22 protein-coding genes, 1 tRNA gene and 1 other RNA gene are annotated in these 23,972 nt (G+C 66.1%); all 24 read right to left on the bottom strand.

Annotation, left to right across the window (positions count from 1 at the left end; all coding sequences use genetic code 11):
* Positions 1–38 precede the first annotated feature (38 nt).
* The 24 genes from rnpB to gluQRS all read right to left on the bottom strand — a co-directional run bounded on the left by rnpB (position 39) and on the right by gluQRS (position 23,931).
* An RNA gene (gene rnpB / locus DESUT3_RS18015) (RNase P RNA component class A) lies at positions 39–432 on the bottom strand.
* 87 nt (positions 433–519) lie between these two features.
* Positions 520–1,230, bottom strand: coding sequence for a zinc ribbon domain-containing protein (locus DESUT3_RS18020; protein ID WP_221249867.1), 711 nt, complete (start codon positions 1,228–1,230; stop codon positions 520–522).
* A gap of 67 nt (positions 1,231–1,297) precedes the next feature.
* Positions 1,298–2,428 (bottom strand): Nif3-like dinuclear metal center hexameric protein, encoded by a 1,131-nt coding sequence (locus DESUT3_RS18025; protein ID WP_221249868.1) that lies wholly within the window; start codon positions 2,426–2,428, stop codon positions 1,298–1,300.
* A gap of 113 nt (positions 2,429–2,541) precedes the next feature.
* Positions 2,542–2,617: transfer RNA gene (locus tag DESUT3_RS18030), tRNA-Ile, on the bottom strand.
* A gap of 67 nt (positions 2,618–2,684) precedes the next feature.
* Positions 2,685–4,442: an RNA polymerase sigma factor RpoD gene (rpoD, locus tag DESUT3_RS18035; RefSeq protein WP_221249869.1), complete on the bottom strand. Its 1,758-nt coding sequence runs from the start codon at positions 4,440–4,442 to the stop codon at positions 2,685–2,687.
* Positions 4,443–4,502: 60 nt separating this feature from the next.
* The gene (gene dnaG / locus DESUT3_RS18040; protein ID WP_221249870.1) at positions 4,503–6,344 is read right to left on the bottom strand and encodes a DNA primase; all 1,842 of its coding nucleotides are present in this window, start codon (positions 6,342–6,344) and stop codon (positions 4,503–4,505) included.
* On the bottom strand, positions 6,341–8,704 hold the full coding sequence (locus DESUT3_RS18045) for an endonuclease MutS2 (RefSeq protein WP_221249871.1): 2,364 nt from the start codon (positions 8,702–8,704) through the stop codon (positions 6,341–6,343). The genes dnaG and DESUT3_RS18045 overlap by 4 nt, the downstream gene beginning before the upstream one ends.
* Positions 8,705–9,211 carry a CvpA family protein gene (locus DESUT3_RS18050; RefSeq protein WP_221249872.1) on the bottom strand — a complete coding sequence of 169 codons (507 nt, stop codon included), beginning with the start codon at positions 9,209–9,211 and terminating at the stop codon, positions 8,705–8,707.
* A gap of 37 nt (positions 9,212–9,248) precedes the next feature.
* The gene (locus tag DESUT3_RS18055) at positions 9,249–9,692 is read right to left on the bottom strand and encodes a GatB/YqeY domain-containing protein (RefSeq protein ID WP_221249873.1); all 444 of its coding nucleotides are present in this window, start codon (positions 9,690–9,692) and stop codon (positions 9,249–9,251) included.
* A 358-nt stretch (positions 9,693–10,050) separates the two neighbouring features.
* A complete protein-coding gene (gene hisIE / locus DESUT3_RS18060; protein ID WP_221249874.1) occupies positions 10,051–10,740 on the bottom strand; it encodes a bifunctional phosphoribosyl-AMP cyclohydrolase/phosphoribosyl-ATP diphosphatase HisIE in 690 nt (229 codons plus the stop codon).
* A 95-nt stretch (positions 10,741–10,835) separates the two neighbouring features.
* The gene (gene hisF, locus DESUT3_RS18065; RefSeq protein ID WP_221249875.1) at positions 10,836–11,603 is read right to left on the bottom strand and encodes an imidazole glycerol phosphate synthase subunit HisF; all 768 of its coding nucleotides are present in this window, start codon (positions 11,601–11,603) and stop codon (positions 10,836–10,838) included.
* Positions 11,604–11,746: 143 nt separating this feature from the next.
* A complete protein-coding gene (hisA, locus tag DESUT3_RS18070) occupies positions 11,747–12,478 on the bottom strand; it encodes a 1-(5-phosphoribosyl)-5-[(5-phosphoribosylamino)methylideneamino]imidazole-4-carboxamide isomerase (RefSeq protein WP_221249876.1) in 732 nt (243 codons plus the stop codon).
* Positions 12,479–12,537: 59 nt separating this feature from the next.
* On the bottom strand, positions 12,538–13,161 hold the full coding sequence (gene hisH, locus DESUT3_RS18075) for an imidazole glycerol phosphate synthase subunit HisH (protein ID WP_221249877.1): 624 nt from the start codon (positions 13,159–13,161) through the stop codon (positions 12,538–12,540).
* Between the two features lie 6 nt (positions 13,162–13,167).
* A complete protein-coding gene (gene hisB / locus DESUT3_RS18080) occupies positions 13,168–13,758 on the bottom strand; it encodes an imidazoleglycerol-phosphate dehydratase HisB (RefSeq protein ID WP_221249878.1) in 591 nt (196 codons plus the stop codon).
* A 67-nt stretch (positions 13,759–13,825) separates the two neighbouring features.
* Positions 13,826–15,121: a histidinol dehydrogenase gene (gene hisD, locus DESUT3_RS18085; protein WP_221249879.1), complete on the bottom strand. Its 1,296-nt coding sequence runs from the start codon at positions 15,119–15,121 to the stop codon at positions 13,826–13,828.
* Between the two features lie 84 nt (positions 15,122–15,205).
* On the bottom strand, positions 15,206–15,868 hold the full coding sequence (gene hisG / locus DESUT3_RS18090; RefSeq protein ID WP_221249880.1) for an ATP phosphoribosyltransferase: 663 nt from the start codon (positions 15,866–15,868) through the stop codon (positions 15,206–15,208).
* Between the two features lie 104 nt (positions 15,869–15,972).
* Positions 15,973–17,226, bottom strand: coding sequence for a UDP-N-acetylglucosamine 1-carboxyvinyltransferase (gene murA / locus DESUT3_RS18095; RefSeq protein ID WP_221249881.1), 1,254 nt, complete (start codon positions 17,224–17,226; stop codon positions 15,973–15,975).
* A gap of 51 nt (positions 17,227–17,277) precedes the next feature.
* Positions 17,278–18,135 carry a peptide chain release factor N(5)-glutamine methyltransferase gene (prmC, locus tag DESUT3_RS18100; protein WP_221249882.1) on the bottom strand — a complete coding sequence of 286 codons (858 nt, stop codon included), beginning with the start codon at positions 18,133–18,135 and terminating at the stop codon, positions 17,278–17,280.
* Between the two features lies 1 nt (position 18,136).
* Positions 18,137–19,204 carry a peptide chain release factor 1 gene (prfA, locus tag DESUT3_RS18105; protein WP_221249883.1) on the bottom strand — a complete coding sequence of 356 codons (1,068 nt, stop codon included), beginning with the start codon at positions 19,202–19,204 and terminating at the stop codon, positions 18,137–18,139.
* Between the two features lie 86 nt (positions 19,205–19,290).
* Positions 19,291–19,980, bottom strand: a complete 690-nt coding sequence (gene thyX / locus DESUT3_RS18110; protein ID WP_221249884.1) for an FAD-dependent thymidylate synthase — start codon at positions 19,978–19,980, stop codon at positions 19,291–19,293.
* Between the two features lie 117 nt (positions 19,981–20,097).
* Positions 20,098–20,304 carry a 50S ribosomal protein L31 gene (gene rpmE / locus DESUT3_RS18115; RefSeq protein WP_221249885.1) on the bottom strand — a complete coding sequence of 69 codons (207 nt, stop codon included), beginning with the start codon at positions 20,302–20,304 and terminating at the stop codon, positions 20,098–20,100.
* 114 nt (positions 20,305–20,418) lie between these two features.
* The gene (gene rho / locus DESUT3_RS18120) at positions 20,419–21,666 is read right to left on the bottom strand and encodes a transcription termination factor Rho (protein WP_221249886.1); all 1,248 of its coding nucleotides are present in this window, start codon (positions 21,664–21,666) and stop codon (positions 20,419–20,421) included.
* A gap of 466 nt (positions 21,667–22,132) precedes the next feature.
* Positions 22,133–22,933 carry a hypothetical protein gene (locus DESUT3_RS18125; protein ID WP_221249887.1) on the bottom strand — a complete coding sequence of 267 codons (801 nt, stop codon included), beginning with the start codon at positions 22,931–22,933 and terminating at the stop codon, positions 22,133–22,135.
* 50 nt (positions 22,934–22,983) lie between these two features.
* The gene (gene gluQRS / locus DESUT3_RS18130) at positions 22,984–23,931 is read right to left on the bottom strand and encodes a tRNA glutamyl-Q(34) synthetase GluQRS (RefSeq protein WP_221249888.1); all 948 of its coding nucleotides are present in this window, start codon (positions 23,929–23,931) and stop codon (positions 22,984–22,986) included.
* Positions 23,932–23,972: the final 41 nt, after the last annotated feature.

Genomic DNA, 23,972 nt, shown 5'->3' on the forward strand with positions numbered 1-23,972 from the left:
GCCTGCCCCTACAATCCCATCGATTCAAAAACATGCATGGCCGGAGAAGGCCGTAAGCCGGGTTCTGTTCCCCGGAGCGGTTACCCGCACCCGGGACGATGATCATTCCTCTAGGACCGCCGTTGCCGACGGCCTCCAGCAGCCAACCCGGGAGCCTCGGACGGGCCGCCCTCGAACGCTCCCCTATTCGGCCTTGCTCCGGATGGGGTTTACCTAGCTTCCGACGTCACCGCCGGAACTGGTGAGCTCTTACCTCACCCTTTCACCCTTACCCGCCGAAGCCGATGCAGGGCATCGGCACAGGCGGGCGGTCTGCTCTCTGTGGCACTTTCCCTGGGGTCGCCCCCGGTCCCCGTTAGGGACCATCCTGCCCTGCGGAGCCCGGACTTTCCTCCCGCCCCCGAAGGGGCCAGCGATCATCCGTCCTTCTCCGGCCATGCACCCTGAAATCCAGCGTCAGAATCCACAAAGTGCTTTTTGCCTTTTCTGAATTCTGATTCCTGAATCCTGCAGGCTTTTCTACTGCCCCTGCTCCACGTAGAGCAGCCGGTTGCAATGGGGGCAGGTCTGCAGGTCGTCGGCCTTGAACAGGCTGTTGAACAGCTGGGGCGGCAGGTGCATGTTGCACCCCTGGCAGGCGCCGTTGCGCGCCTCGACCACGGCGATGCCGCCGCGCCGGTCGACCAGCAGCTGGTAACGGCTGCGCAACTGGGCCGAAAGCTGCTTGAGCAGCTGATCGCGCAGCTCGCCCTTATCAGCCAGTGCGCCGTCGAAATCGCCCAGGGCGGCGCTGATCTCGCTGCGCCGGCCGCCGACCTGCTCGCTCAGGGAAGTCAGCTCGGTCTGCTTCTCTTCCTTGTCCCGGGTCAGGGCCTCGATCTCCCCGTCCTTCTCCCGGATGCGATCCTGCAGGTCCTTGTTGAGCTTTTTGGCGGTGTCGATCTCCTTGAGGACCGCCACATACTCCTTCTGCGTCTTTATCCCCGGCAACCTGCCTTCGGCCTTTTCCACGTTTTCCTGCTCCAGGCCGAGCGCCTGGGCCAGTTCACGGCGGTCGGCCTGCAGCCCGTCGACCTCGGCGACCAGGCTGTCGACCATGGTCTGGATGCGCTGCACATCGGCATCCAGGGCCGCCTGTTCGTCCTCGAGCACCCGCCGTTTCTCGCGAATGGCCTTCAGCTCCTGATCAAGCCCCTGCAGTTGTTTCAGCAGTTGCAGTTTCTCTTGCACGTCGCTCCTCCAATCTGCGTTTCTGTTTCTTGATTCTGCTACGGTATTGCCAAAAAAGGAAGGGGATTCAGACCACCTTGAACGGGTCTTCCTCCCCTGCCATTTCGATAAATTCCATGTTGATGCCCCGAGCGCCCGCCTCGGTCCGCAGCGTCGCGGCCAGCTCCCGGACCATGATCCGCTCGGTGGGGAAATGCCCGGCATCGATCAGCGCGATCCCCTGGCTCTGGGCGTTCTTCGCCTCGTGGTACTTGACGTCGCCGGTCACCAGCACGTCGGCCCCCTGGCGGGCGGCCTCGGCCAGCAGCGAGGCGCCGCTGCCGCCGCACAGGGCCACCTTGCGCACCAGCGCCGCGGATTCGCCGACCAGGCGCACGGCGGGGGTGTCGAGGGCCTGCTTGACCTGCTCGGTGAACCGCCCCAGAGGCAGGGCCTCGGGCAGACGGCCGATGCGCCCCAGCCCCACCTGGGGGCGGCGGTTGGCCAGGGGGATCAGGTCGTGGGCCACCTCTTCGTAGGGGTGGGCCTTGAGCATGCGCTCGACCACCTTGCCGACCAGTTCCCGGGGAACGACGGTCTCCAGGCGCACCTCGCGAACCTTCTCGAACTCGCCCTGGCGGCCGATGAAAGGGTCGGTGCCCGGCCCGGGACGGAAGCTGCCGGTGCCCGGGGTGCGGAAGGCGCAGCAGTCGTAGCGGCCGATCTTGCCGGCGCCGGCCTTGAACATGGCCCCGGCCACCGACTCCTCGTAACCGGAGGGGACGAAGACCACCAGCTTGAGCAGGTCGGCGTCCCCTGCCAGCAGCGGGGCGGCCTGCTCCAGCCCCAGGCGCTGCGCTAGCCAGTCGTTAAGCCCGCCGACGGCGCGGTCGAGGTTGGTGTGGGCACAGAGCACGGCGATCCCCTCGCGCACCGCGCGGAACAGGATACGGCCGGTTTCGTCGTGAGGGACCAGGGATTTGAGGGGGCGGAAGATCAGCGGGTGATGGGTGAGCAGGGCCTGGGCGCCGGCGGCGCGGGCAGCCTCCAGGGCCGCCTCGGAGGGGTCGAGGGCGACCAGCACCCGGCCCGCCTCGGCCCCCGGTTCGCCTACCTGCAGCCCCACGTTGTCCCAATCCTCGGCGAGGGTGGGGTGATAAAGGCTGTTGAGCAGACCGACGAGATCCTGAATACGGGCGGGGCGTTCTTTTTTCATCATCCGGCAGATTGGGGCTGGAAAAAAAGAGAGTGCAACTTTGGTATCGTTGCACTCTCCCTGAGCTATGGCGTTACATGATTCGAAATGAGTTGGCGACTCATGTCTTCCTTGGGTGGTGGGCCCACCAGGATTCGAACCTGGGACCGACCGGTTATGAGCCGGTGGCTCTACCAGCTGAGCTATAGGCCCTGAACACGAACAATCAGTCTATGCCTTGCCGCAGCTTCTGTCAAGAGTGTTAAACGGGTTCCGGCCGCTACTCGACGAAGCTCTTCAGACGCTTGGCGCGGCTCGGGTGGCGCAGCTTGCGCAGGGCCTTGGCCTCGATCTGGCGGATACGCTCGCGGGTGACGGCGAAGTCCTGGCCGACCTCCTCGAGGGTGTGGTCGGACTTCTCGCCGATGCCGAAGCGCATGCGCAGCACCTTCTCCTCGCGGGGGGTGAGGGTGGCCAGCACCCGCGAGGTCTGGTCGGAGAGGTTCCCCTTGATCACCGCCTCGAGGGGGGAGACCACTCCCTTGTCCTCGATGAAATCGCCCAGCGAGGAATCCTCCTCCTCGCCGATGGGGGTCTCCAGGGAGATCGGCTCCTTGGCGATCTTGAGCACCCGGCGCACCTTCTCCAGGGGCAGCTCCATGCGCTCGGCGATCTCCTCGGGGATCGGCTCGCGGCCCATCTCCTGGACCAGCTGGCGGCTGGTGCGGATCAGCTTGTTGATGGTCTCGATCATGTGCACCGGGATGCGGATGGTGCGGGCCTGGTCGGCGATGGCGCGGGTGATGGCCTGGCGGATCCACCAGGTGGCGTAGGTGGAAAACTTGTAGCCGCGCTGGTATTCGAACTTGTCCACCGCCTTCATCAGGCCGATGTTCCCCTCCTGGATCAGGTCGAGGAACTGCAGCCCGCGGTTGGTGTACTTCTTGGCGATGGAGACCACCAGGCGCAGGTTGGCCTCGACCAGCTCGGTCTTGGCCGACTTGGCGCGCCACTCGCCCTTGTGCACCTCCTTGAGGGCCTCGAGCAGCTCCTCGGGGGCGAAGCCCGATTCCTCCTCGACCCGCTTGAACTTGCGCTGGGCGCTCTTTAGGCGCTTCTCCACCACCAGCAGGGTGTCCATGGGCGCGCCGAGTTCCTCGGAGACCTTGCGGGCCTCGTCCTCGCTCTTGCGCATGCGGCGCAGCAGGCGCTTGATGTCCTTTTGCGGCTTGCCCAGCTCCTTCTCGCAGGCGGCGACCTCGGCCAGCCCCTTCTTGACCTGCTCGGCCAACTCCTTGAGGCGGTCGACGATCTTGGCGATCTGGAAATCCTTGAGACGGATCTTGCGCATCAGCTCGGCGACCTGCCCCTTGATCTCCTTGCACTGGCCTTCCAGGGACTTCTTCTCCTCCCGGGTGACCTCGCCGGCCAGCTGCTCGCGCAGAGACATGAAGCGGGTATCGAGCTCGCGGATCTCGCCGACCAGCCCGAGGATGCGCTGGCGCTGCTTCTCCTCCTCCTCGCTCCCCTCTTCCTCCTCGTATTCCTTGGTGATCTCGGCGACGCTGATCTGCCCCTTCTCGAGGCGCTCGCCGAGGTTGATGATCTCCTTGAAGGCAATGGGGGTGCGGATGATGACGCTGGTCACCTTGGTCTCGCCCTCTTCGATGCGCTTGGCGATCTCGACCTCGCCCTCGCGGGTCAGCAGCGAGACCTGGCCCATCTCGCGCAGGTACATGCGCACCGGGTCGCTGGTGCGCCCCAGGGTGCCGGCCTCGAACTCGGACTCTTCCTCCTCGTCGTCGTCGCCGCCCCCCTCGTCGTCCAGGTCCCGGTCCTTGCGCAGGGCTATTTTCTGCTCGGAGTCGACCACTTCGATGTCCATCTCGCCGAACATGCTCATCACGTCGTCGAGCTGGTCCGAGGAGACCATGTCGGCGGGCAGGATATCGTTGACCTCGTCGTAGGTCAGATACCCCTTCTCCTTGCCGAGGTCGATGAGCTGTTGTACTTCTTCCATGCTGGTTTTCTTCGACATGCCGTCTCTTCCCCTCTTGCCGCCGCCTCTTTGCCGCGGCCTGTGGTTTGCCTGTACTACTTAATAATTGCCGGATTTGAGCTTCCGGTTGAGTTCCATTCGTTCGCCGAGCAGCGCGGCGTGCAGCTGGCCATTGCCCGCCTGCTCGGCGGTGCGCAGCCTGGCGTCGAGCTCGCGCACCTGCTGCTGCAGCCGCTCCTTGGCCACGGCACGGCGGCAGCCGTCGAAGACCCGCTCGAGGTCTTCGGCAAAGGCCGCGTCATCCTTTATAAGAATACCCGAGAGCAGCGCTTTTTGCTCTTCGCTGAGGCTCTCGCGGTGGAGAATTTCGCCGATGCGTTCCTCGTCCCCCGCATAGGCGACTGCCTCCCGGGCGATGGCGAGAACATCGCCGTTGGAGAAGAAGGCCTCCGGCCCCTCGGCGGCGACCCGGCCGCGCACCTCGGGGTCGCGCAGCAGCATCAGCAGCAGCCACTGCTCGGCCTTGCTCCCCCCCGCCTGGGGCGGGGCCTCGCGGGGCCTGGCGGGACCCCCCTGCTGGCGCGGCGGCGCGGGCTGCGCCGCGGGGTGCCCCGGAGGCGGCTCCGGAGGCCGGGCCGGCTGCTGCTGGCGGCGGGGGATCTTCTGCCGCAGCAGCGCCTCGTCGAGCCCCGTGCGGGCCGCCAGGGCCTTCAGATACAGGCTGCGCTCGATGTCGCCGGGGAGCAGCCGCAGCTGCTCCAGCACCTGCTCGGCGGCGCGGGCCTTGCCTTCGATGTTCTCGCCCTGGGCGGCGAGGATGTTCTCCATGAACACCTCGAACACCGGGCGCGCCGCCTCAAGGCGCTCGCGGAAGGTCTCGGCCCCATGCTTGCCGATGAAGGAGTCGGGGTCCTCGCCGGGGTCGAGCCCGACCACCGCCACCGACAGCCCCCCTGGAAGCAGCGCCTCCATGGCCCGGAAGGTCGCCTTCTGGCCGGCGCTGTCCTGGTCGAAGAGCAGCAGCACCCGCTTGGCGTAGCGCTTGAGCAGCTCCGCGTGCTCCTCGGTCAGAGCCGTGCCGCAGGTGGCCACCGCGTTGCAAAAGCCGGCGCGGTGCAGGGCCAGCTGGTCGAAATACCCCTCGACGACGATCACCTCGTCGGTCTTGCGCATCTCCTCGCGGGCCAGGGAGAGCCCGTAGAGCACCCGCGACTTGTGGTAGATGGGCGACTCGGGCGAATTGATGTACTTGGGCAACGAGTCGTCGAGCACCCGCCCGCCGAAGGCCACCACCCGCCCCGAGGGGTCGCTGATGGGAAACAGCAGGCGGTTGCGGAACAGATCGTAGTCCCCCCGCCCCTCTTTGCCGGGGCGGATCAACCCCAGCTGACGCGCCCACTCGGGGTCAAAGCCCTTCTGCGCCAGGTGCTCGGCGAGCGCCTCCCAGCGCGCCGGGGCGAAGCCCAGGCGGTGCGAGCGGGCCGCCTCGCCGCCGTAGCCGCGGTCGCGCAGGTAACGCCGCCCCGGCGCCCCTTCGGGCGCCTCGAGCAGCAGCTGGTGGTAGAACTCGCAGGCCACCTCGCTGATGCGCAGCAGCCGCTCGCGCTCCTCGCGGCGCTTCTCCTCGGCGGGGCTGAGTCGCTCCTCCTCCACCTCGATGCCGACCCGCTCGCCCAGGCGGCGCACCGCCTCGGGAAACGAGAGCCCTTCCATGCGCATCAGGAAGGAAAAGACGTTGCCCCCCTCGCCGCAGCCGAAGCAGTGAAAGATCTGCCGCGGCGCGTTGACGTTGAAGGAAGGGGTCTTCTCCGCGTGGAACGGGCAGAGCCCCTGGTGGTTGGCCCCCGAGCGCTTGAGCGGCAGGTAGCTCGAAACCACGTCGACGATATCGACCCGGTCGCGGATCTCCTGGATCTTCTCTTCGGGTATCCGTCCGCTCATGCCCCCCTCAACTCGACCACGGTGACGTTGTCCCCGCCCTGGGCCACGTCGGCGGCGTGAAACGCCCTGACCTCGCGGTGGCCTGCCAGGTACTCGCGCACCGCCTTGCGCAGGATCCCCTCGCCGGCGCCGTGCACCACCTCGACCTGGCGCTGGTTGGCGAGCAGCGCGTCATCGAGAAATCGGTCGAGCAGCAGCAACGCCTCCTCGGCGCGCTTGCCGATCAGCAGCAGCCGCGGGTTGAAGCCGCCGCGCTCCACCGAGCTGCGCACCCGCCCGGCGGGGCGCTTGCCGGCGAATCGCCGCGGCCTGAATTGCTCGAGCTGCTCCAGGGGCAGGCGCAGCTTCTTGCCAAGCACCGAGAGCTCCACCTCGCTCCCCTGAACCCGCACCACCTCCCCCTCGGTCCCCAGCGAGGTGATGCGCAGAATTTCCCCGACCCGGGTTTCCCGGGGCACCTGCCCCTGGCGGCGCGGCTCGGGGCGCTTTTCGGCCAGGCTCTCGCCGACCTCGCGCAGCTCGCCGACCATGCGCGCCTGCTGCTGCACCTCGACGCCCTCGCGGGCCTGGCGCAGCAGCTCCTTGATCTTGCCTTCCGCCTCGCGCACCAGCTGCTCGCCGCGGCGGGTCGCCTTGGCGAGGATGCCCCTTTTTTGCTCCTCAAACTCCTCAAGCAGGCGCTTGCGCTTGTCGCGCTCCTGGCGGGCTCGCTCGCGCAGGGTCGCGGCCTCGGCCCGGTCGGCCTCCAGCTCGCGGCTGAGGCGGTTGAGCCGCTCGAGCACTTCGAGCCCCTCGCGCTGGTCGCTGCCCAGATACCCCTCGGCACGGGCCAGCACCTCTTCGGGCAGCCCCAGGCGGCGGGCGATGGTGAAGGCGCTGCTCGCCCCGGGAATACCGTAGTGCAGCCGGTAGGTCGGCGCCAGGGTCTGGCTGTCGAACTCGACGGCAGCGTTTTCCACCCGGGCCTGCAGGTGGGCGTAGCCCTTAACCAGGTTGAGGTGGGTGGTCACCACGGTACGCGCCCCCCGGGCCCGCAGGCTGTCGAGCACGGCCATGGCCAGCGCCCCCCCCTCGGCGGGGTCGGTGCCGGTGCCGGCCTCGTCGAGCAGCACCAACGACTCGCCGTCGGCCTCGCGCAGGATCCGCCCGATGCGGGTCAGGTGCCCCGAAAAGGTCGACAGGTTCTCCTCGATGCTCTGCTCGTCGCCGATGTCGGCGAACACCCGGGCGAAGCGCCCCACCCGGCTGTCGGGGTGACAGGGGATGTGCAATCCCGAGCGCACCAGCAGGGTCAGCAGCCCCAGGGTCTTGAGGGCCACGGTCTTGCCGCCGGTGTTGGGGCCGCTGATCACCAGGGTGTCGATCCCTTCGCCGAGCAGCAAATCGACGGGAATCGCCTCGCCCTGGCGGGCCGTGCCGTCGGCGTTGAACAGCAGCAGCGGATGACGGGCGGCCTTGAGCTCCACCAGCGGCTGTTCCACCAGGCGCGGCGCGACGCCGTCGCTGGCCAGGCTGAAGCGGGCCGCGGCGGCGACGAAATCGAGGCGGCCGAGAATCCGTTGGTTGCCGGCCAGGGGCTCGGCTTCGACCCGCACCTGCCCGGAGAGCCGGCGCAGGATGCGCTCTTCCTCCCGCTTCTCCTCGCGCAGCTGGGTCTGCAACTCGTTGTTCCACTCCAGCACCGAGACCGGCTCGACGTAGAGGGTCTGGCCGCTGGCCGATTCGTCGTGGATGAAGCCCTTGACCTGGCCACGGTGGTCGGCCCGCACCGGCACCACGTAGCGCCCGCCGCGCTCGGTGATGATCCGGTCCTGGAAGGCGCCGGCCAGCCGCTCCGAGTTGAGCAGCGCCTCGAGGGAGCGCTTGATCCGCGCGCGCAGCTGCAGCAGCCGCTGGCGGATCTCGCCCAGCTCGAAAGAGGCCCCGTCGAGGATCTCGCCGCGGGCGCCGATGCTCTCGCGAACCGCCCGGCGCAGCTCCTTGAGCCCGTCCAACCCCTCGGCCAGGGCGCCGAGGCGCGGCGCCCGCTCGCGGCCGCCGAAATAACCGCGGCACTGGTGGGCGGCCTCGGCACTGGCGAGCACCTCGAGCAGCGCCTCGGGCTGCAGCCAGGTCCCCTCGGCGCGCAGGTGGCGCAGCAGCTCGCGCAGGTCGCTGCTGCCGCCGACGGGCGGACTGCCCTGCTGGCCGATCAGCGCGCACATCTCGGTGATCTGTGCCAGCGACTCGGCCACCTGCTCGGCAGCCGGCAGGGGCGCAAGCGCCTCGACCAGCATGCGGCCGGGGACCGTGACGGTGAATCCGGCCAGCAGCTGCTTGATCTTGTCGTACTCCAGGACCCGGAGGGTTTCCTCGATCATCTAGATTCCGGTACCTTCAGGCTGTTCGGCAAACGCCCGGCCGCTGCCCTGGAACACCGCCTCGCCCAGCTCGACAAAGGGCGGCGCCAGTTCCGCTTCCTTCAGCGAGCGCTGCATGGCGCTGGGCAGATTGGCCAGGGAGAGGCCGAAAAGCACCACGGCCAGCAGCACGCCCCCCTGCACCAGGCCGAAGAAGCCGCCAGCCACCCGGTTGAGGCCACCGAGAAAGATCAGCTTGACGAAACGCGACAGCAGGTAGCCCAGCACCCCGAAGAACATCACCGTGGCCAGAAACAGCGCCAAAAAGGCGCCGATCACGCAGAGCCGGGCCGGCAGGCCGAAGCTGCCGACCATCAGCTCGGCCAGCGGGGCATGGTAGCGAAAGGCGAGAAACGCCCCCACCAGCAGGCCGGCCAGGGAACAGACCTCCTTGAGCAGGCCGCGCAGCAGCCCCTTGATGATGAAGCCCCCCAGGATCACCAGGATGGCGATGTCCACGAAATTCATCGCTCGCTTCCGTTCCAGGCTCGTTCGCCGGGGCGGGTCAGGCCAGGCGCGCCTTGACCAACTCGCTGACCACCCGGCCATCGGCGCGGCCGACGGTCTTGGCGGAGACGATCTTCATCACCTTGCCCATGTCGCGCATGGAAGAGGCGCCGGTCTCGGCGATCGCCTCCTCGATGAGCTGCCTGATTTCCTCTTCGCCGAGCTGGCTCGGCAGAAACTCCTGGACGATGGCCAGTTCAGCCTCTTCCTTCTCGGCCAGGTCGGGCCGCTGGTTGTCGCGGTAGACCTGGGCCGCCTCGCGGCGCTGCTTGACCAGGGTGGAGAGCACGCCGATCACTTCCTGATCGTCCAGCTCCCGGCGTGCATCGATCTCGCGGTTCTTGATGGCGGTGCGCATCAGGCGGATGACGTTGAGCCGGTCGCTCTCCTTGGCCTTCATGGCCTCTTTCATCGCCGCCAGCAGGTCGTTCTGAATACTCATGGTTGTCTACCCTTCAGGTCAGTTGCCCGACCAGCGCAAAGAGGGCAGCCGGTCGGACCGGTGCCCCTTTGATAAGTTGAATTCGATGTTTCTATTATCACGAAGGACACGCAGGGCACGAAGTTAAAACCTTTATCCCAAAAAACCTCAATCAGCCACGGATAAGATCGGATAACATCTGATAAACCAAAGGCAATGCCATTTTACAGAGCATGACCTTCCGGAATTCGATCCGAATTCTTTTTATGCCTTTAAAATCCGATTTGATCAGATTTGATCCGTGGCCAAATATGTTTTCAGATTAACGGGTTCAGCTTTTCTTCGTGTCCTTCGTGGTGAAAAAGCCTTTAAGAAAAAGTCATTTAGACCGACTTTCCTTTTCCTCGATGCCGGAGAGCCCGAAACGTCGCCGCAGCTCGTCGTAGACCCGCTCGGGGGGCAGGTCGTAGTAGCCGAGCAGCACCAGGGTGTGGAAAAACAGGTCGGCGGCCTCGTAGACCACCTGCTCCGGGTCTCCACCCTTGCCGGCGACGGCGGTCTCGGTGGCCTCCTCGCCGATCTTGCCGAGGATCTTGTCGAGCCCCTTGGCGAACAGGGAGGCGACGTAGGACTTTTCCGTGGGGTTCTGGCGCCGCTCCTGGATGACGTGGTAGAGCGCATCGAGGATGTCCTTGCGGGCGTAGATGGCGGTGGCGTCCACCTCCTTCTCCCCCTCGACGCGCACCGCCCCGCGTTCCCACTTGCGGTAGAAGCAGGTGCGATGGCCGGTGTGGCAGGCGGTGCCCTGCTGGTCGACGGTCAGCAGCAGGCAGTCGGCATCGCAGTCGAAGCGGATGTCGATGAGCCGCTGCACGTGCCCGGAGCTCTCCCCCTTCATCCACAGCTTGCGCCGGGAGCGGGAGTAGTAATGGACCTTGCCGGTGGCCAGGGTTTTGTCCACCGCCTCGGCGTTCATGAAGGCCATCATCAGCACCTCGCCCTCGGCGTCGCGGGCGATGGCCGGGATCAGGCCGTCCCTGTCGAATCTCAACTGTTGGGTAAGAGACATTTGTAAACCTCGTGAGGCGTGAGGGGTGAAGGGTGAGGAGGAAAACCAGATTCGACTGTCAACCCCTCACTCCTCACCCCTCACTCCTCACCATTCTAAAGCCTGACCGCCACGCCGTGCCGCTGCAGGTATTCCTTGCACTCGTGGATGGTGTGCTCGCGGAAGTGGAAGATGCTGGCCGCCAGCGCCGCGTCGGCACCTCCTTCGACCAGACCTTCGCGGATATGTTCCAGGTTGCCGACGCCGCCCGAGGCGATCACCGGGATCTCCACCCGGTCGCTGATGGCGCGGGTCAGGGCGATGTCGTAGCCGTCCTTGGTGCCGTCCTTGTCCATGGAGGTCAGCAGGACCTCGCCGGCGCCGTACTGCTCCATGCGCACCGCCCACTCGACCACGTCGATGCCGGTGGGGTTACGCCCGCCATGGGTGTAGACCTCCCAGGCCTGCGGGTCGGAGCCGGGCACGCGGCGGGCGTCGATGGCCACCACGATGCACTGGGAACCGAAGCGCTCGGCCGCCTCGCGGACGAACTCAGGGCGGTGCACCGCCGCGGTGTTGATCGAGACCTTGTCGGCGCCGGCGTTGAGCAGGTTGCGGATGTCGGCGATCTCGCGCACCCCGCCGCCCACGGTCAGGGGCATGAAGACCCGCTCGGCGGTGCGGGCGACCACGTCGAGGATGATGCCGCGCTTGTCGCTGGAAGCGGTGATGTCGAGAAAGGTCAGCTCGTCGGCGCCCTGGGCGTCGTAGGCCTCGGCCGCCTCCACCGGGTCGCCGGCGTCGCGCAGCTCGAGGAACTGGACCCCCTTGACGACGCGGCCGTCCTTGACGTCGAGGCAGGGTATGATGCGTTTGGTCAGCATGGGCGTTCGCTCAACTTATGCATGGTGCCGCCAATTTTCAAGGGCGGCGGGATTTTTTATTATCGTAGGGGCGAACCTATGTGTTCGCCCTTGGCGGAGACCGGCAGAGATCCGACAAGCAGGGCAGACACGCTGGTCTGCCCCTACCGGCCCTTTTTGGTCAGCGCCACGGCCTCGCGCAGATCCAGCGCACCGGTGTAGATGGCCTTGCCGGTGATCACCCCGACCACCCCGGAGCTTTCGATGGCCAGCAGGTTTTCGATGTCCCTGAGGCTGGAGACACCGCCCGAGGCGATGACCGGGATGTTGATCGATTCGGCGAGTTGGCGGGTCGCCTCGATGTTGGGCCCCTGCATCATGCCGTCGCGGGCGATGTCTGTGTAGATGATCGCCTCGACGCCGAATCCTTCCATCTCGCGGGCCATTTCGCTGGCGCGCTTCTCGGTGACGTCGGCCCAGCCGCGCACCGCCACCAGGCCGTCCTTGGCGTCGATGCCGACGACGATGCGCCCCGGAAATTTCCTGCAGGCCTCCTCGACCAGCCCGGGGTTCTCCTTGGCCACGGTGCCGAGGATCACCCGGTCGACGCCGAGCTCGAGATAGGCCTCGATGGTGGCCAGGTCGCGGATGCCGCCGCCCAGTTCGGAGGGGATGTCGATGGCCTCGACGATCGCCTTGATCGCCTCGCGGTTTTTCGGCACCCCGGCGAAGGCGCCGTCGAGATCAACGATATGCAGCAGCTCGCCCCCCTGCTCCTGCCAGATGCGCGCCTGGGCGGCGGGGTCGTCGTGGTAGACCGTGTCCTTTTCCATCAGCCCCTGCTCCAGGCGGACGCAGCGGCCGTTTTTCAGATCGATTGCCGGCAGGATGATCATGGTGAACCTTTCGTAGGGGCAGGCCTCGTGCCTGCCCGGGGCACCCACAAGGGGCGCCCCTACATTTCGCCGAAATTTTTGAAAATACTCAGCCCCACATGCTGGCTCTTTTCCGGGTGGAACTGGGTGGCCAGGATGTTGTCGCGCCACAGCGCGGCGCAGAACTCCACCTCGCCGTAGCGGCAGCTGGCGGCGATATCCCCCGCATTCTCCGCGGCGCAGTAGTAAGAGTGGACGAAGTAGACGAAGCTGCCGTCCTCGATGCCGTTGAAGATCGGCGCCGGGCGGCGGATGCGGATGTTGTTCCAGCCCATGTGCGGCACCTTGAGCCGCTCGCCCTTCTCGAGCATGCCCGAGGGGAAGCGCAGCACCTTGCCGGGGATCAGCCCCAGGCCCTGGTGGCGGCCGAACTCCTCGCTTTCGTCGAAGAGCATCTGCATGCCGACGCAGATGCCGAGCAGCGGCTTGCCGGCCGCGACGTGGGCCCGCAGCGGCTCGACGAAGCCCCCTTCACGCAGGTTGTGAATGCAGTCGCGAAAGGCGCCGACGCCGGGCAGTACCACCTTCTCGGCCGAAGCGATGTCCGCCGGGTCGCTGCTGACGCGGGCGCTGAAGCCGAGGGTCTCGAAGGCCTTCTGCACGCTGCGCAGGTTGCCCATCTCGTAATCGATGATGTTGATCATGGCGCGCTATTCCAGTTTACCCTTGGTCGAGAGCACCCCCTTGACCCGCGGGTCGAAGCCGGTGGCCTCGTCGAGAGCCCGGGCGAAGGCCTTGAAGATTCCCTCGATGATGTGGTGCAGGTTGTCGCCGTAGGCCAGGTTGACGTGCAGGTTGGCGCCGGCGTGGTTGCAAAAGGCGACGAAGAACTCCTCGACCAGCTCGGTGTCGAAGTCGCCGACCTTTGCCTTGGGCATGTCGACGTTGAACACCAGGAACGGTCGCCCGGAAAAGTCGATGATCACCGAGGCGAGCGCCTCGTGCATCGGCATGGTGCCGCGCCCGTAGCGGCGCACCCCCTGCTTGTCGCCGAGGGCCTGCTTGAAGGCCTCGCCGAGGCAGATGCCGATGTCCTCCACTGTGTGGTGGGCGTCGATCTCGATGTCGCCGGTCGCCTCGACCTCCAGGTCGAAAAAGCCGTGGCGGGCCACCTGGGTCAGCATGTGGTCGAGAAACGGCACCGAGGTGCTGATGCGGTTCTTCCCCTCCCCGTTCAGCTCCAGGCTCAGGCGGATGTCGGTTTCCTTGGTCTTGCGTTCGATTTTCGCGCTGCGGCCCATGGTGATCTCCGATGGCGATGGTGGGGGCGATCCCGGGGATCGCCCTGGGCGAATACGTGATTCGCCCCTACGATTTTTCCAGCCGGATCGAAACCGACTTGGCGTGGGCCTCGAGCCCTTCGAGTTCGGCGATGTGCACGATCTGTCTGCCGAGCCGCTCGAGCCCGGCGCGGCTGAAGGAGACGATGCTCGACTTCTTGACGAAATCATCCACCCCCAGCGGCGAGAAAAAGCGGGCGGTGCCGCCGGTGGGCAGGGTGTGGTTGGGCCCGGCCAGGTAGTCGCCGGCCGCCTCGGGGGTGTGGTGGCCCATGAAGATCGCCCCGGCATGGCGGATCAGCGGCAGGATCTCGAAGGGATTGTCCACCGCCAGTTCCAGATGCTCGGGGGCGATGCGGTTGGAAAAGGCGATGGCCTCCTGGAGGTTTTCGGCGACGATCACCGCCCCGTAGCTGTCGATGGACTGGCGGGCGATGGCTTCGCGCGAGAGCTTGCCGAGTTGCTCCTCCAGCGCGGCGGCCACCTTCAGGCCGAAGGCCTCGTCGGTGGTGATCAGCACCGAGGAGGCGAGCTCGTCGTGCTCAGCCTGGGAGAGCAGGTCGGCGGCGATGTGCGCCGGGTCGCCGCTGCCGTCGTTGATGACCAGGATCTCGCTGGGCCCGGCGATCATGTCGATGTCGACCTGGCCGAAGACCTGCTGCTTGGCGGTGGCCACGTAGATGTTGCCCGGTCCGGTGATCTTGTCGACCCGCGGCACGCTCCGGGTGCCGTAGGCGAGCGCCGCCACGGCCTGGGCGCCGCCGATCTTGAAGATTTTATCCACACCGGCCAGGTGGGCGGCGGCCAGCACGTGGGGATTGACCTCGCCGCCGGGCATCGGCACCACCATGATCACCTCGGCCACCCCGGCCACCTTGGCGGGGACCGCGTTCATCAGCACCGAGGAGGGGTAGGCGGCCTTGCCGCCGGGGACGTAGATGCCGACCCGGTCGAGGGGCCGCACCATCTGCCCGAGCAGCACGTCGGGCTCGTCGGTGGAGAGCCAAGTCTCGGTCTTCTGCTTGCGGTGGTAGGCGGCGATGCGCTCGGCGGCCAGCTTCAGCGCAGCCAGGGACTCTTCGCTGACCGCGGCCAGCGCCCGCTCGATCTCACCCTGGCTGACCTGCATGGTCTTGGCGTTGAGCTGCAGCCGGTCGAACTTGGCGGTGTAGTCGAACAGCGCCTGGTCGCCGCGCTCGCGCACGTCGGCGATGATGTTGCCCACCGCCACCTCGACATCGGCCTGAGCGGCTTCGCCGCGCCCGACGATCTCGGCGAAGGCGGCATCGAAACCCGGGTCGCTGAATCGCAGAATCTTGATCATGACATCTCCTGGAAACCGGGGAGCAGGAAGACGGGAGGGAGGATATGGCTTTTTCTTCTCACTTCTCCCTTCTTCCGTCTCCCTTTATACAGACAGCTTGACCTGGTCGCCGATGACCTTTTCCAGCCCCTCGATGATGCGGGTGATGCGCTGGTGCTTGGTCTTGAGGCTGGCGCGGTTGACGATCAGCCGGGTGGTGATCTCGGCGATGGTCTCCACCTCGACCATGCCGTTCTCCCGCAGGGTGGCCCCGGTGGAGACCAGGTCGACGATGCGCTCGGAGAGCCCGACCAGCGGCGCCAGCTCGATGGAGCCGTAGAGCTTGATCAGCTCGACCTGGATCCCCTTGGCGGCGAAGTAGCGCTCGGTGACGTTGGGGTACTTGGTGGCCACCCTGATGTTGGACCAGTTGACCGGGTCGTCCTCCCGGCGCAGCTCCTTGGGCTCGGCGACCACCATGCGGCAGTAGCCGAACTTCAGGTCCAACGGCTCGTAGAGGTCCTTGCCCTGCTCGAGCAAGGTGTCCTTGCCGACCACGCCCAGGTCGGCGCAGCCGTACTCGACATAGGTCGGCACGTCGGTGGCGCGCACCGCCATGAAGCGGAACTTGCTCTCGGGGTTTTCGAACACCAGCTTGCGACTCCCCTTCTCCATTTCGGGACAGGTGATCCCGATCTTGGCGAACAGTTCCATGGAGTCCTGCATGATGCGCCCCTTGGGCAGGGCGAAGGTGATGTAGTCGCTCATTGAAAACCTCGTGATGCGTAAGCCGTAAGGCGTAATAGGTAATTGGCGAAAGAAGGGGTTTTACCAGTTACGAATTACGAATCACCAATTACGGATTTGCCGTATTAAGCCGGCGCCCGCTCGATCTGGGCGCCCAGGGCCTTGAGCTTCTCCTCGATGCGTTCGTAGCCGCGGTCGAGGTGGTAGATGCGCGAGACCTCGGTGGTGTTGTCGGCGGCCAGCCCCGCGAGCACCAGCGAAGCGCTGGCGCGCAGGTCGGTGGCCATGACCGGGGCGCCGAGCAGCCCCTTGACTCCCTTCACCGTGGCTGTATGCCCCTCGATGCGGATGTCGGCCCCCAGGCGCTGCAGTTCGCAGACGTGCATGAAGCGGTTCTCGAAGACGTTCTCGGTGATCGAGCTGGTGCCGCCGCCCAGCGTCATCAGCGCCATGAACTGGGCCTGCATGTCGGTGGGAAAGCCCGGGTGCGGGCTGGTCTTGATGTCCACCGAATTGATCTTGCGCGGACCCTTGACGCGGAGGCCGCCGTCCTCGGCCCAGACCTCGGCGCCGGCCTCGCGCAGCTTGGCGATCAGCGCCTCGAGGTGGTCGGGAATCGCCCCGTTGACCAGCACGTCGCCGCGGGTGATGGCGGCGGCGACCATGAAGGTCCCGGCCTCGATGCGATCGGGCATCACCGCGTAATCCATGGGCCGCAGCTCCTCGACCCCCTCGATGACCACCGTGTCGCTGCCGGCCCCCTCGATGCGCGCCCCCATCCGGTTGAGAGCCTCGGCCAGGTCGATGATTTCCGGTTCGCGGGCGGCGTTCTCGAGGATCGTGGTCCCCTTGGCCAGCGCCGCGGCCATCATCAGGTTTTCGGTGCCGCCCACGGTGGGCAGGTCGAAATAGATGCGGGCGCCGTGCAGGCGCTTGGCGCGCGCCTCGACGTAGCCGTGGTCGAGGGAGATCTTGGCCCCCATCGCCTCGAGCCCCTTGAGGTGCAAGCCGATGGGCCGGGCGCCGATGGCGCAGCCGCCGGGCAGACTGACCCGGGCATGGCCGAGCCGGGCCACCAGGGGACCGAGCACCAGCACCGAGGCGCGCATGGTGCGCACCAGGTCGTAGGGGGCTTCGACGCTGCGGATCTCCCCGGCGTCGATGGCGAAGGTGCCGTTTTCGCGAACAACATGGGCGCCGAGGATCTTCAACAGCTTCTCGGCGGTGTCGATGTCCCGCAGGTGTGGGACATTGGCCAGACGGTGCCGCCCCGGGGCGAGCAGTGTGGCGAACAGCAGCGGTAGCGAGGCGTTTTTTGCCCCGCTGACCTGGACCTGGCCCTTGAGACGGTTGCCGCCGTGAATGATGATCTTATCCAATTCTATACCCTGCAGGCGCCCGCCAGGGGGCGCGGAAAAAAGGCCATGGCGCTACGAAACGGCCGCCTTGCGACCGCCGACCACCCGGGGCACCCCGGCGTAGTCGTCCCGGCAGCAGATCTCGCTGAGCCCGGCAGCCGCGAACAGCCGCTGCACCGACTCGGCCTGGTCGATGCCGACCTCGACCAGCAGCCAGCCGCCCTGCCGGAGCATGGCCGGGACCCTGGCGGCCAGAATCCGGTAACAGTCCAGCCCGTCGGCCCCGCCGGCCAGGGCGAGGCGGGGCTCGAAGTCTTTCACCTCGGGCATCAGCCCGGCGAGGTCCCCCTCTGGGATGTAGGGGGGATTGGAGACCACCAGGTCGTAGGGTCCGCCTTGGAAAGAGGCCAGATCCGCCTGGCGGAAGTCGACCCGGGCGGCCACCCCGTTGCGTTCGGCATTGCCGAGGGCCACCTGCAGCGCCGCGGCGCTGAGGTCGATGCCTTCGACCTGCGCTTCGGCCAGTTCGTGGGCCAAGGCGATGGCCACCGCCCCGCTGCCCAGGCCGATATCGAGAATGCGGCAGGCGCCCGAGACCCGCTTGAGCCCCTCCTCGACCAGCACCTCGGTGTCGGGCCGGGGGATCAGCACCGCGGGGGTCACCTGCAGCGGCAGGGACCAGAACTCGGTATGGCCGAGAATGTACTGCACCGGTTCGCGCCTGGCGCGCCGGCCCACGAGGGCCCGGAAGGCAGCCTGTTCGTCGGGGGTGAGGGGCTTGTCGTAGTTGAGGTAGAGCCCGACCCGGTCGAGCCCGAGCAGGTCGGCGAGCATGATTTCGGCATCGCGCCGCCCTTCCTCGATCCCCCTCTCGCGAAAATAGCCTGCGGTCCACTGCAGGATCTTCAGCACCGTCCAGCGTTCGGCCAAGCTACTTCTCCTGGCTCGCCATCGACTCGCTCTGGTAATGGGTGGTCAGGGAGTCGACGATCTCGTCGAGGTCCCCGGCCATGATGCTCTCGAGCCGGTAGAGGGTCAGGCCGATGCGGTGGTCGGTGCAGCGCCCCTGGGGGAAATTATAGGTGCGGATGCGCTCGCTGCGATCGCCGCTGCCCACCTGGCTCTTGCGGTCGGCGGCCATCTTCGCCTCCTGCTCGGCGCGCATGCTGTCGAGGATGCGCGACTTGAGCACCTTCATCGCCTTGGCCTTGTTCTTGTGCTGGGACTTCTCGTCCTGGCAGGAGACCACCACCCCGGTCGGGAGGTGGGTGATGCGCACCGCCGACTCGGTCTTGTTGACGTGCTGGCCGCCGGCGCCCGAGGCGCGGTAGACGTCGATGCGCAGGTCGCCGGGGTCGATGTCCAGGTCCACGTCCTCGGCCTCGGGGAGCACCGCCACGGTGCAGGCCGAGGTGTGGATGCGCCCCTGCGCCTCGGTCTCGGGGACCCGCTGCACCCGGTGGGTGCCGCTTTCGTACTTGAGCCGCGAGTAGACCCGCTGGCCGCTGACCATGGCGATGACTTCCTTGAAACCGCCGGCGTCGGACTCGGCGGCGCTCAGCAGCTCGACCTTCCACCCCTTGGTGTCGGCGTAGCGCGAGTACATGCGAAACAGGTCGCCGGCGAACAGAGCGGCCTCGTCGCCGCCGGTGCCGGCGCGCACCTCGAGGATGATGTTCTTCTCGTCGTTGGGGTCCTTGGGCAGCAGTAGCACCTTGAGCTGCTGCTCCAGCTCCTCCTGGCGCTGCTCCAGTTCCTCGAGCTCGGCGCGGGCCATCTCCTTGATCTCCGGATCGGCGTCGCGCAGCAACTCGCGGTTCCCCTCGATCTGCTCACGGACCTTGCAGTAGGCGCCGTAAACCTCGACCACCTCGGAGAGATCGGCGTGCTCCCGGGTCAGGGCACGGAACTTCTCCTGGTTGGCCATGACCGACGGGTCGGAGAGCAGCCCCTCCACTTCGCGGAAACGATCGACGACTTCTTCGAGCTTGGTGAACATCCGGTTCAATCACCATGTAGGGGCGCAACATCTTGCGCCCTTTGATTATTTATAGTCCGTTGCAACCGGGCGGGGTGACCCCGCCCCTACGATAATTCCGCGAATTCCTTGCGTACCTCGAGCATCTTGCCGCAGGTCATCTTCCCCTCGGGGCAGGCGCCGGCGACACAGCCGGGGCCGGCGTCGGCGAACAGCACCGGCGCGGCGCGGCGGGCCAGGCGCAGCATCTCCACGGCCATGGCGCGAATCTCCCACTGGGCCCGGCGGCAGCAGCGCAGGGCGAAGAAATGCCTGAGCTCGCGGCCGTTCATGCTGACCACGATCTTGGTCTCGGCGGCGTTGGGCAGCACGAAACGGGCGTCCTCGGCGGGGATGCCGGCCTCGAGCAGCTGGCCGTAAACCTGGTGGATCTCGTCGAGCAGGCTGTCGAAACGCTCCCTGAGAGCCGGCTGCGCGGCAATCGAAGGGGGCGTCACCGCGGCAAAGCGCTCCTTGTGGGAGACGTAGCGCTGGCTCTGCTGGGAATAGGAGGCGATGCGGTGGCGCACCAGCTGATGCGAGCAGGCCCGGCTGATCCCCTCGATGCCAAAGGTGAAGCAGGCGTGCTCGAGCACCGACAGGTGCCCCAGCGAAAGGATCTTCTGCAGGAAAGCCTCGCGATCGGTGCGGCTCTTCTCCAGAAGCTGTTCGATGGATGAGGCGGAGTAGCAGAGCCGGGCCGCGGCGGCGACCACCTGTTCAGGATCGGGCGTATGGGTCAGTAACTGGACGAGCATGGTTCCCTTGATTTAGGTCCCTGCCGCAGGGCACTCCGGCCGGAGGGGAGAATCCTGAAATCCGTGCGCCGGACAAAAAAAAAGAGACGGCCCCGGAGGGCCGTCTCCGGCGCTTGATTACTTCTGGCCGTACTTTCTGCGGAAACGCTCGATGCGCCCGGCGGTATCGATCAGCTTCTGCTTGCCGGTGAAGAACGGATGGCAGGCAGAGCAGATCTCGGTGGAGATTTCGCCGCCCTTGGCGGTGGAGCGGGTTTCGAAGGTATTTCCGCAGTGACACTTCAGCGTCACGGCTTCGTATTTGGGGTGAATGCCTTCTCTCATGATTCGGTCTCCTTGGTGGCCTGGCTGGTACAGGCCGGATTATTAAACTACGGGCAAAGGAAACTAAATACCACCATCGCCCGGAGCATGCAAGCTTTTTCTGCGGAGGGGGACCTACTGGTTCATGGAGTCGAAGAATTCCTTGTTGGTCTTGGATTCCCCCAGTTTCTCCAGGAGAAACTCCATGCTGTCGACCACGTTCATCTGCGAGAGAACCTTGCGCAGCAGCCAGATGCGCTGCAGGGTGGTCTTCTCCACCAGCAGTTCCTCGCGGCGGGTGCCCGACTTGTTGATGTCGATGGCCGGGAAGGTGCGCTTGTCGACCAGGCGCCGGTCAAGGTGCAGCTCCATGTTGCCGGTCCCCTTGAACTCCTCGAAGATGACCTCGTCCATCTTGCTGCCGGTGTCGACCAGGGCGGTGGCGATGATGGTCAGGCTGCCACCTTCCTCGATGTTGCGCGCCGCGCCGAAGAAGCGCTTGGGCTTGTGCAGGGCGTTGGAGTCAACGCCGCCCGAGAGGATCTTGCCGCTCGGCGGGACCACGGTGTTGTAGGCCCGGGCCAGACGGGTGATGGAGTCGAGCAGAATGACCACGTCGCGCTTGTGCTCCACCAGGCGTTTGGCCTTCTCGATGACCATCTCGGCGACCTGCACGTGGCGGGTGGCCGGCTCGTCGAAGGTCGAGGAGATGACCTCGCCGTTCACCGAGCGCTGCATGTCGGTCACCTCTTCGGGGCGCTCGTCAATGAGCAGCACGATCAGGTAGACCTCGGGGTGGTTGGCGGTGATGGAATTGGCGATGTTCTGCAGCAGCATGGTCTTGCCGGTGCGCGGCGGCGCCACGATCAGCGCGCGCTGCCCCTTGCCGACGGGGGTGACCAGATCGACCACCCGCGCCGAGTAGTTGTCGGGGGTAGCTTCCAGCACCAGGCGCTCCTCCGGGTAGAGGGGGGTGAGGTTGTCGAAGAGGGTCTTTTCGCGGGCCACCGAGGGGTTTTCGAAGTTGACCTCGGAAACCTTGAGCAAGGCGAAATAACGCTCGCCCTCCTTGGGGGGGCGGATCTGGCCCGAAACGGTATCGCCGGTGCGCAGGTTGAAGCGGCGGATCTGCGAGGGAGAGACATAGATGTCGTCAGGACCGGGGAGATAGTTGGCGTCGGGGGCCCGCAGAAAGCCGAAACCGTCAGGGAGGATTTCCAGCACCCCTTCGCCGAAGATCGCGCCGTTCTTCTCGGCGGTGGCGTTGAGGATGGCGAAAATCAGGTCCTGCTTGCGCATCCCGGGGGCGCCTTCGAGCTTCAGATCCTTGGCAATGGCCGCCAGTTCGGTGGCCTTTTTCTCCTTGAGTTCCTTCAGGTTCATTGTTTCTCCTCGACCGCCGTCGGCGGTGCGTCGGGCAGGATCGGTCGCCACGAACGCGCTGCGAGGCCTGCCGCAAGTTTGCTGCAATGTTTAGTGGTGTAAGGGCTTGTTATTTGGAGACGGTTCAAGTGGTTTTATTCGAGAATGGTCGCCGCGCAGGCAGGATATACCCACGGCTCCGCGATCGCATGCAAGTGTGTCACCGCCGATGTCGACTCAGGTGCGACGATGGGCAGGCACATGACTTATCAAGAAAAAGAATAACAGGAAATTCCGAAAGGGTAGCTTCAGGCTGCAGAAAAAGGGGGATTTCGACCGTATTCTGGCCATTCTTACTATCTTTGCGCCCGGATGTCAATGGCTTTTATTGCCAGGCGCCCGCCACAGCCCGGTCCCGGGAAGCTGCCGCCCGGCATCCATCTGGGGCCGGGCGGCAGCGGCTCGGCGCTGCTCGAATGGAACAGGGTCAGCTCGGCTGCTTGCCCTTGAGCATGTTGAGCATGCCGGGCTTGAGCTCCCCGACCAGCTTGTCGAAGAGCGTCTGGTACAGGTTCGGGAAAGAGCTGCGGTTGAAGATCCCCTTGCCTGACTCGGTCAGGGCGCGATCCAGGCCCGGGAGGGTGATCTCCTTGATCTTCACGGCATCGGATTTGTTGTAGTAGGCCTCGTCGAAGTCGGGGTACTGCAGGGGCAGAAACGCCTCGCGGCCCGGGTACTCCCAGACGATCTCCCCGGTGGGGGCGACCACCGCCGCGGTGACCAGGATCGAGTTGTAGGGGGCCTCGAGATAACTGAGCAGGGCCCGGTCCCGGCGGGTCTCAGTCCGGGTGACGCCGTTGAGAATGACCACCAGGATACCGTCCACCAGGTTGCGGTCGGCTATCTGGCGCACGGCCTGGGGATCGAAACGGTAACTGCGATAGGCCTGGTCGCCCTGGCCGCGCATGGTGGCGCCGGTGACCAGGCTGGAGAAGAACTGCTCCGGATCCCCCGCCACGCTCCTGATGTCGAAATAGGCCTTCTCCTCGCGCAGCATGTTGACCAGACGGATCTCCTTGCCGGCATTGTGGCGCCGCAGCAGGGTGACTACGTCCTCCCGGTCGCCCCGGGAAATGGTCGAGCCGTTATCGTACATCAGCGGCAGCACGCCGAGGGTCTGGACCCGCTGGCGGTACTCTTCCTTGGGAATCTTGTAGAACCCGTTTCCGCAGCCGGCCAGCAGCAGGGCCAACAGCAAGGTCAACAGCAGGGCGAACAGACGACGCATGGGAGAAACCTCCTTGGAGAAAAAATTCAATCGCGGAATTGTACCCTAAATCAAAGCGAATGTGTATAGCCGGTGGTGGCGGACAAATCGAAATACCGCGAGGCGGCGGGGATGCGGGCCGGGTCGAAGTACGCGGACCCCCAAGCCAGCACCTCCCTGGCCGGGGCCCCGGCCAGGGCCGCGGGCACCGGCTGGCCGAGAAAGCTCAACACCGCCTGCAGCAAGGCGCCCCCCTGCCCGAAAGGGGGAAGCTCCAGCTGGCCGTGGCGCTTGCTGATCTTTTCGCCGTCGGCGGCCAGCGCCAGCGGCAGGTGCAGGTAGCGGGGCACCGGGTTGTCCAGGCAGCCGTGCAGGCAGATCTGTCGGGGGGTCGACCAGAGCAGGTCGGCGCCGCGCACCACCTGGTTGACCCCGGCCTCGGCATCGTCCACCACCACCGCCAGCTGGTAGGCGAACAGCCCGTCGGCGCGGCGCAGCACGAAGTCGCCCACCCCGTCGGCCAAGTGCTGCTCGAGGGGGCCGAACAGGCCGTCGGTGAAGCAGACCGCCTGCTCCGGCACCCTAAAGCGCAGGGCCCGCGGCCGCCGCCCCGGGGGCAGGCCGTCGCGGCAGGTGCCTGGGTAGATCGGCCCCTCCTCCCCCACGTGGGGGGCGCTGGCCGTCACCTCCTTGCGCGAACAGGCGCAATCGAACACCAGGTGCTTGGCCCGCAGCCGCTCCAGGGCGGCCTCGTAGGCCGAGGTGCGCCGGCTCTGGTAGACCACCTCGCCGTCCCATTCGAAGCCCAGCCCCTCGAGGGTGCGCAAAATGGCGTCCGCGGCCCCGGGAACCACCCGCGGCAGGTCGAGGTCCTCCATGCGCAGCAGCCAAAGCCCCCCTTCGCGGCGGGCCAGGCAGTAGCTGCCCACGGCGGTGACCAGCGAGCCGAAGTGCAGCGCGCCGGTGGGACTGGGGGCAAAACGGCCGATCGTCTTGGATTGTTGGCTGTGGGGGGACATGGAAAAGCGCAGCTCCGGGAAAGCTGCTAAATGATGCCCCC

It is taken from the genome of Desulfuromonas versatilis (genome assembly GCF_019704135.1).
GTDB lineage: Bacteria > Desulfobacterota > Desulfuromonadia > Desulfuromonadales > NIT-T3 > Desulfuromonas_A > Desulfuromonas_A versatilis.

What these genes read in the sequence shown, in the direction of transcription:
- rpoD (WP_221249869.1), bottom strand. Translation starts at nt 4,442, where the DNA reads ATGTCGAAGAAAACCAGCATGGAAGAAGTACAACAGCTCATCGACCTC.
- hisF (WP_221249875.1), bottom strand. Translation starts at nt 11,603, where the DNA reads ATGCTGACCAAACGCATCATACCCTGCCTCGACGTCAAGGACGGCCGC.
- hisH (WP_221249877.1), bottom strand. Translation starts at nt 13,161, where the DNA reads ATGATCAACATCATCGATTACGAGATGGGCAACCTGCGCAGCGTGCAG.
- DESUT3_RS18050 (WP_221249872.1), bottom strand. Translation starts at nt 9,211, where the DNA reads ATGAATTTCGTGGACATCGCCATCCTGGTGATCCTGGGGGGCTTCATC.
- hisA (WP_221249876.1), bottom strand. Translation starts at nt 12,478, where the DNA reads ATGATCATCCTGCCGGCAATCGATCTGAAAAACGGCCGCTGCGTCCGC.
- gluQRS (WP_221249888.1), bottom strand. Translation starts at nt 23,931, where the DNA reads ATGTCCCCCCACAGCCAACAATCCAAGACGATCGGCCGTTTTGCCCCC.
- DESUT3_RS18055 (WP_221249873.1), bottom strand. Translation starts at nt 9,692, where the DNA reads ATGAGTATTCAGAACGACCTGCTGGCGGCGATGAAAGAGGCCATGAAG.
- hisIE (WP_221249874.1), bottom strand. Translation starts at nt 10,740, where the DNA reads ATGTCTCTTACCCAACAGTTGAGATTCGACAGGGACGGCCTGATCCCG.
- DESUT3_RS18125 (WP_221249887.1), bottom strand. Translation starts at nt 22,933, where the DNA reads ATGCGTCGTCTGTTCGCCCTGCTGTTGACCTTGCTGTTGGCCCTGCTG.
- hisD (WP_221249879.1), bottom strand. Translation starts at nt 15,121, where the DNA reads ATGATCAAGATTCTGCGATTCAGCGACCCGGGTTTCGATGCCGCCTTC.
- hisG (WP_221249880.1), bottom strand. Translation starts at nt 15,868, where the DNA reads ATGAGCGACTACATCACCTTCGCCCTGCCCAAGGGGCGCATCATGCAG.
- hisB (WP_221249878.1), bottom strand. Translation starts at nt 13,758, where the DNA reads ATGGGCCGCAGCGCGAAAATCGAACGCAAGACCAAGGAAACCGACATC.
- dnaG (WP_221249870.1), bottom strand. Translation starts at nt 6,344, where the DNA reads ATGAGCGGACGGATACCCGAAGAGAAGATCCAGGAGATCCGCGACCGG.
- rho (WP_221249886.1), bottom strand. Translation starts at nt 21,666, where the DNA reads ATGAACCTGAAGGAACTCAAGGAGAAAAAGGCCACCGAACTGGCGGCC.
- rpmE (WP_221249885.1), bottom strand. Translation starts at nt 20,304, where the DNA reads ATGAGAGAAGGCATTCACCCCAAATACGAAGCCGTGACGCTGAAGTGT.
- thyX (WP_221249884.1), bottom strand. Translation starts at nt 19,980, where the DNA reads ATGCTCGTCCAGTTACTGACCCATACGCCCGATCCTGAACAGGTGGTC.
- prfA (WP_221249883.1), bottom strand. Translation starts at nt 19,204, where the DNA reads ATGTTCACCAAGCTCGAAGAAGTCGTCGATCGTTTCCGCGAAGTGGAG.
- DESUT3_RS18025 (WP_221249868.1), bottom strand. Translation starts at nt 2,428, where the DNA reads ATGATGAAAAAAGAACGCCCCGCCCGTATTCAGGATCTCGTCGGTCTG.
- DESUT3_RS18045 (WP_221249871.1), bottom strand. Translation starts at nt 8,704, where the DNA reads ATGATCGAGGAAACCCTCCGGGTCCTGGAGTACGACAAGATCAAGCAG.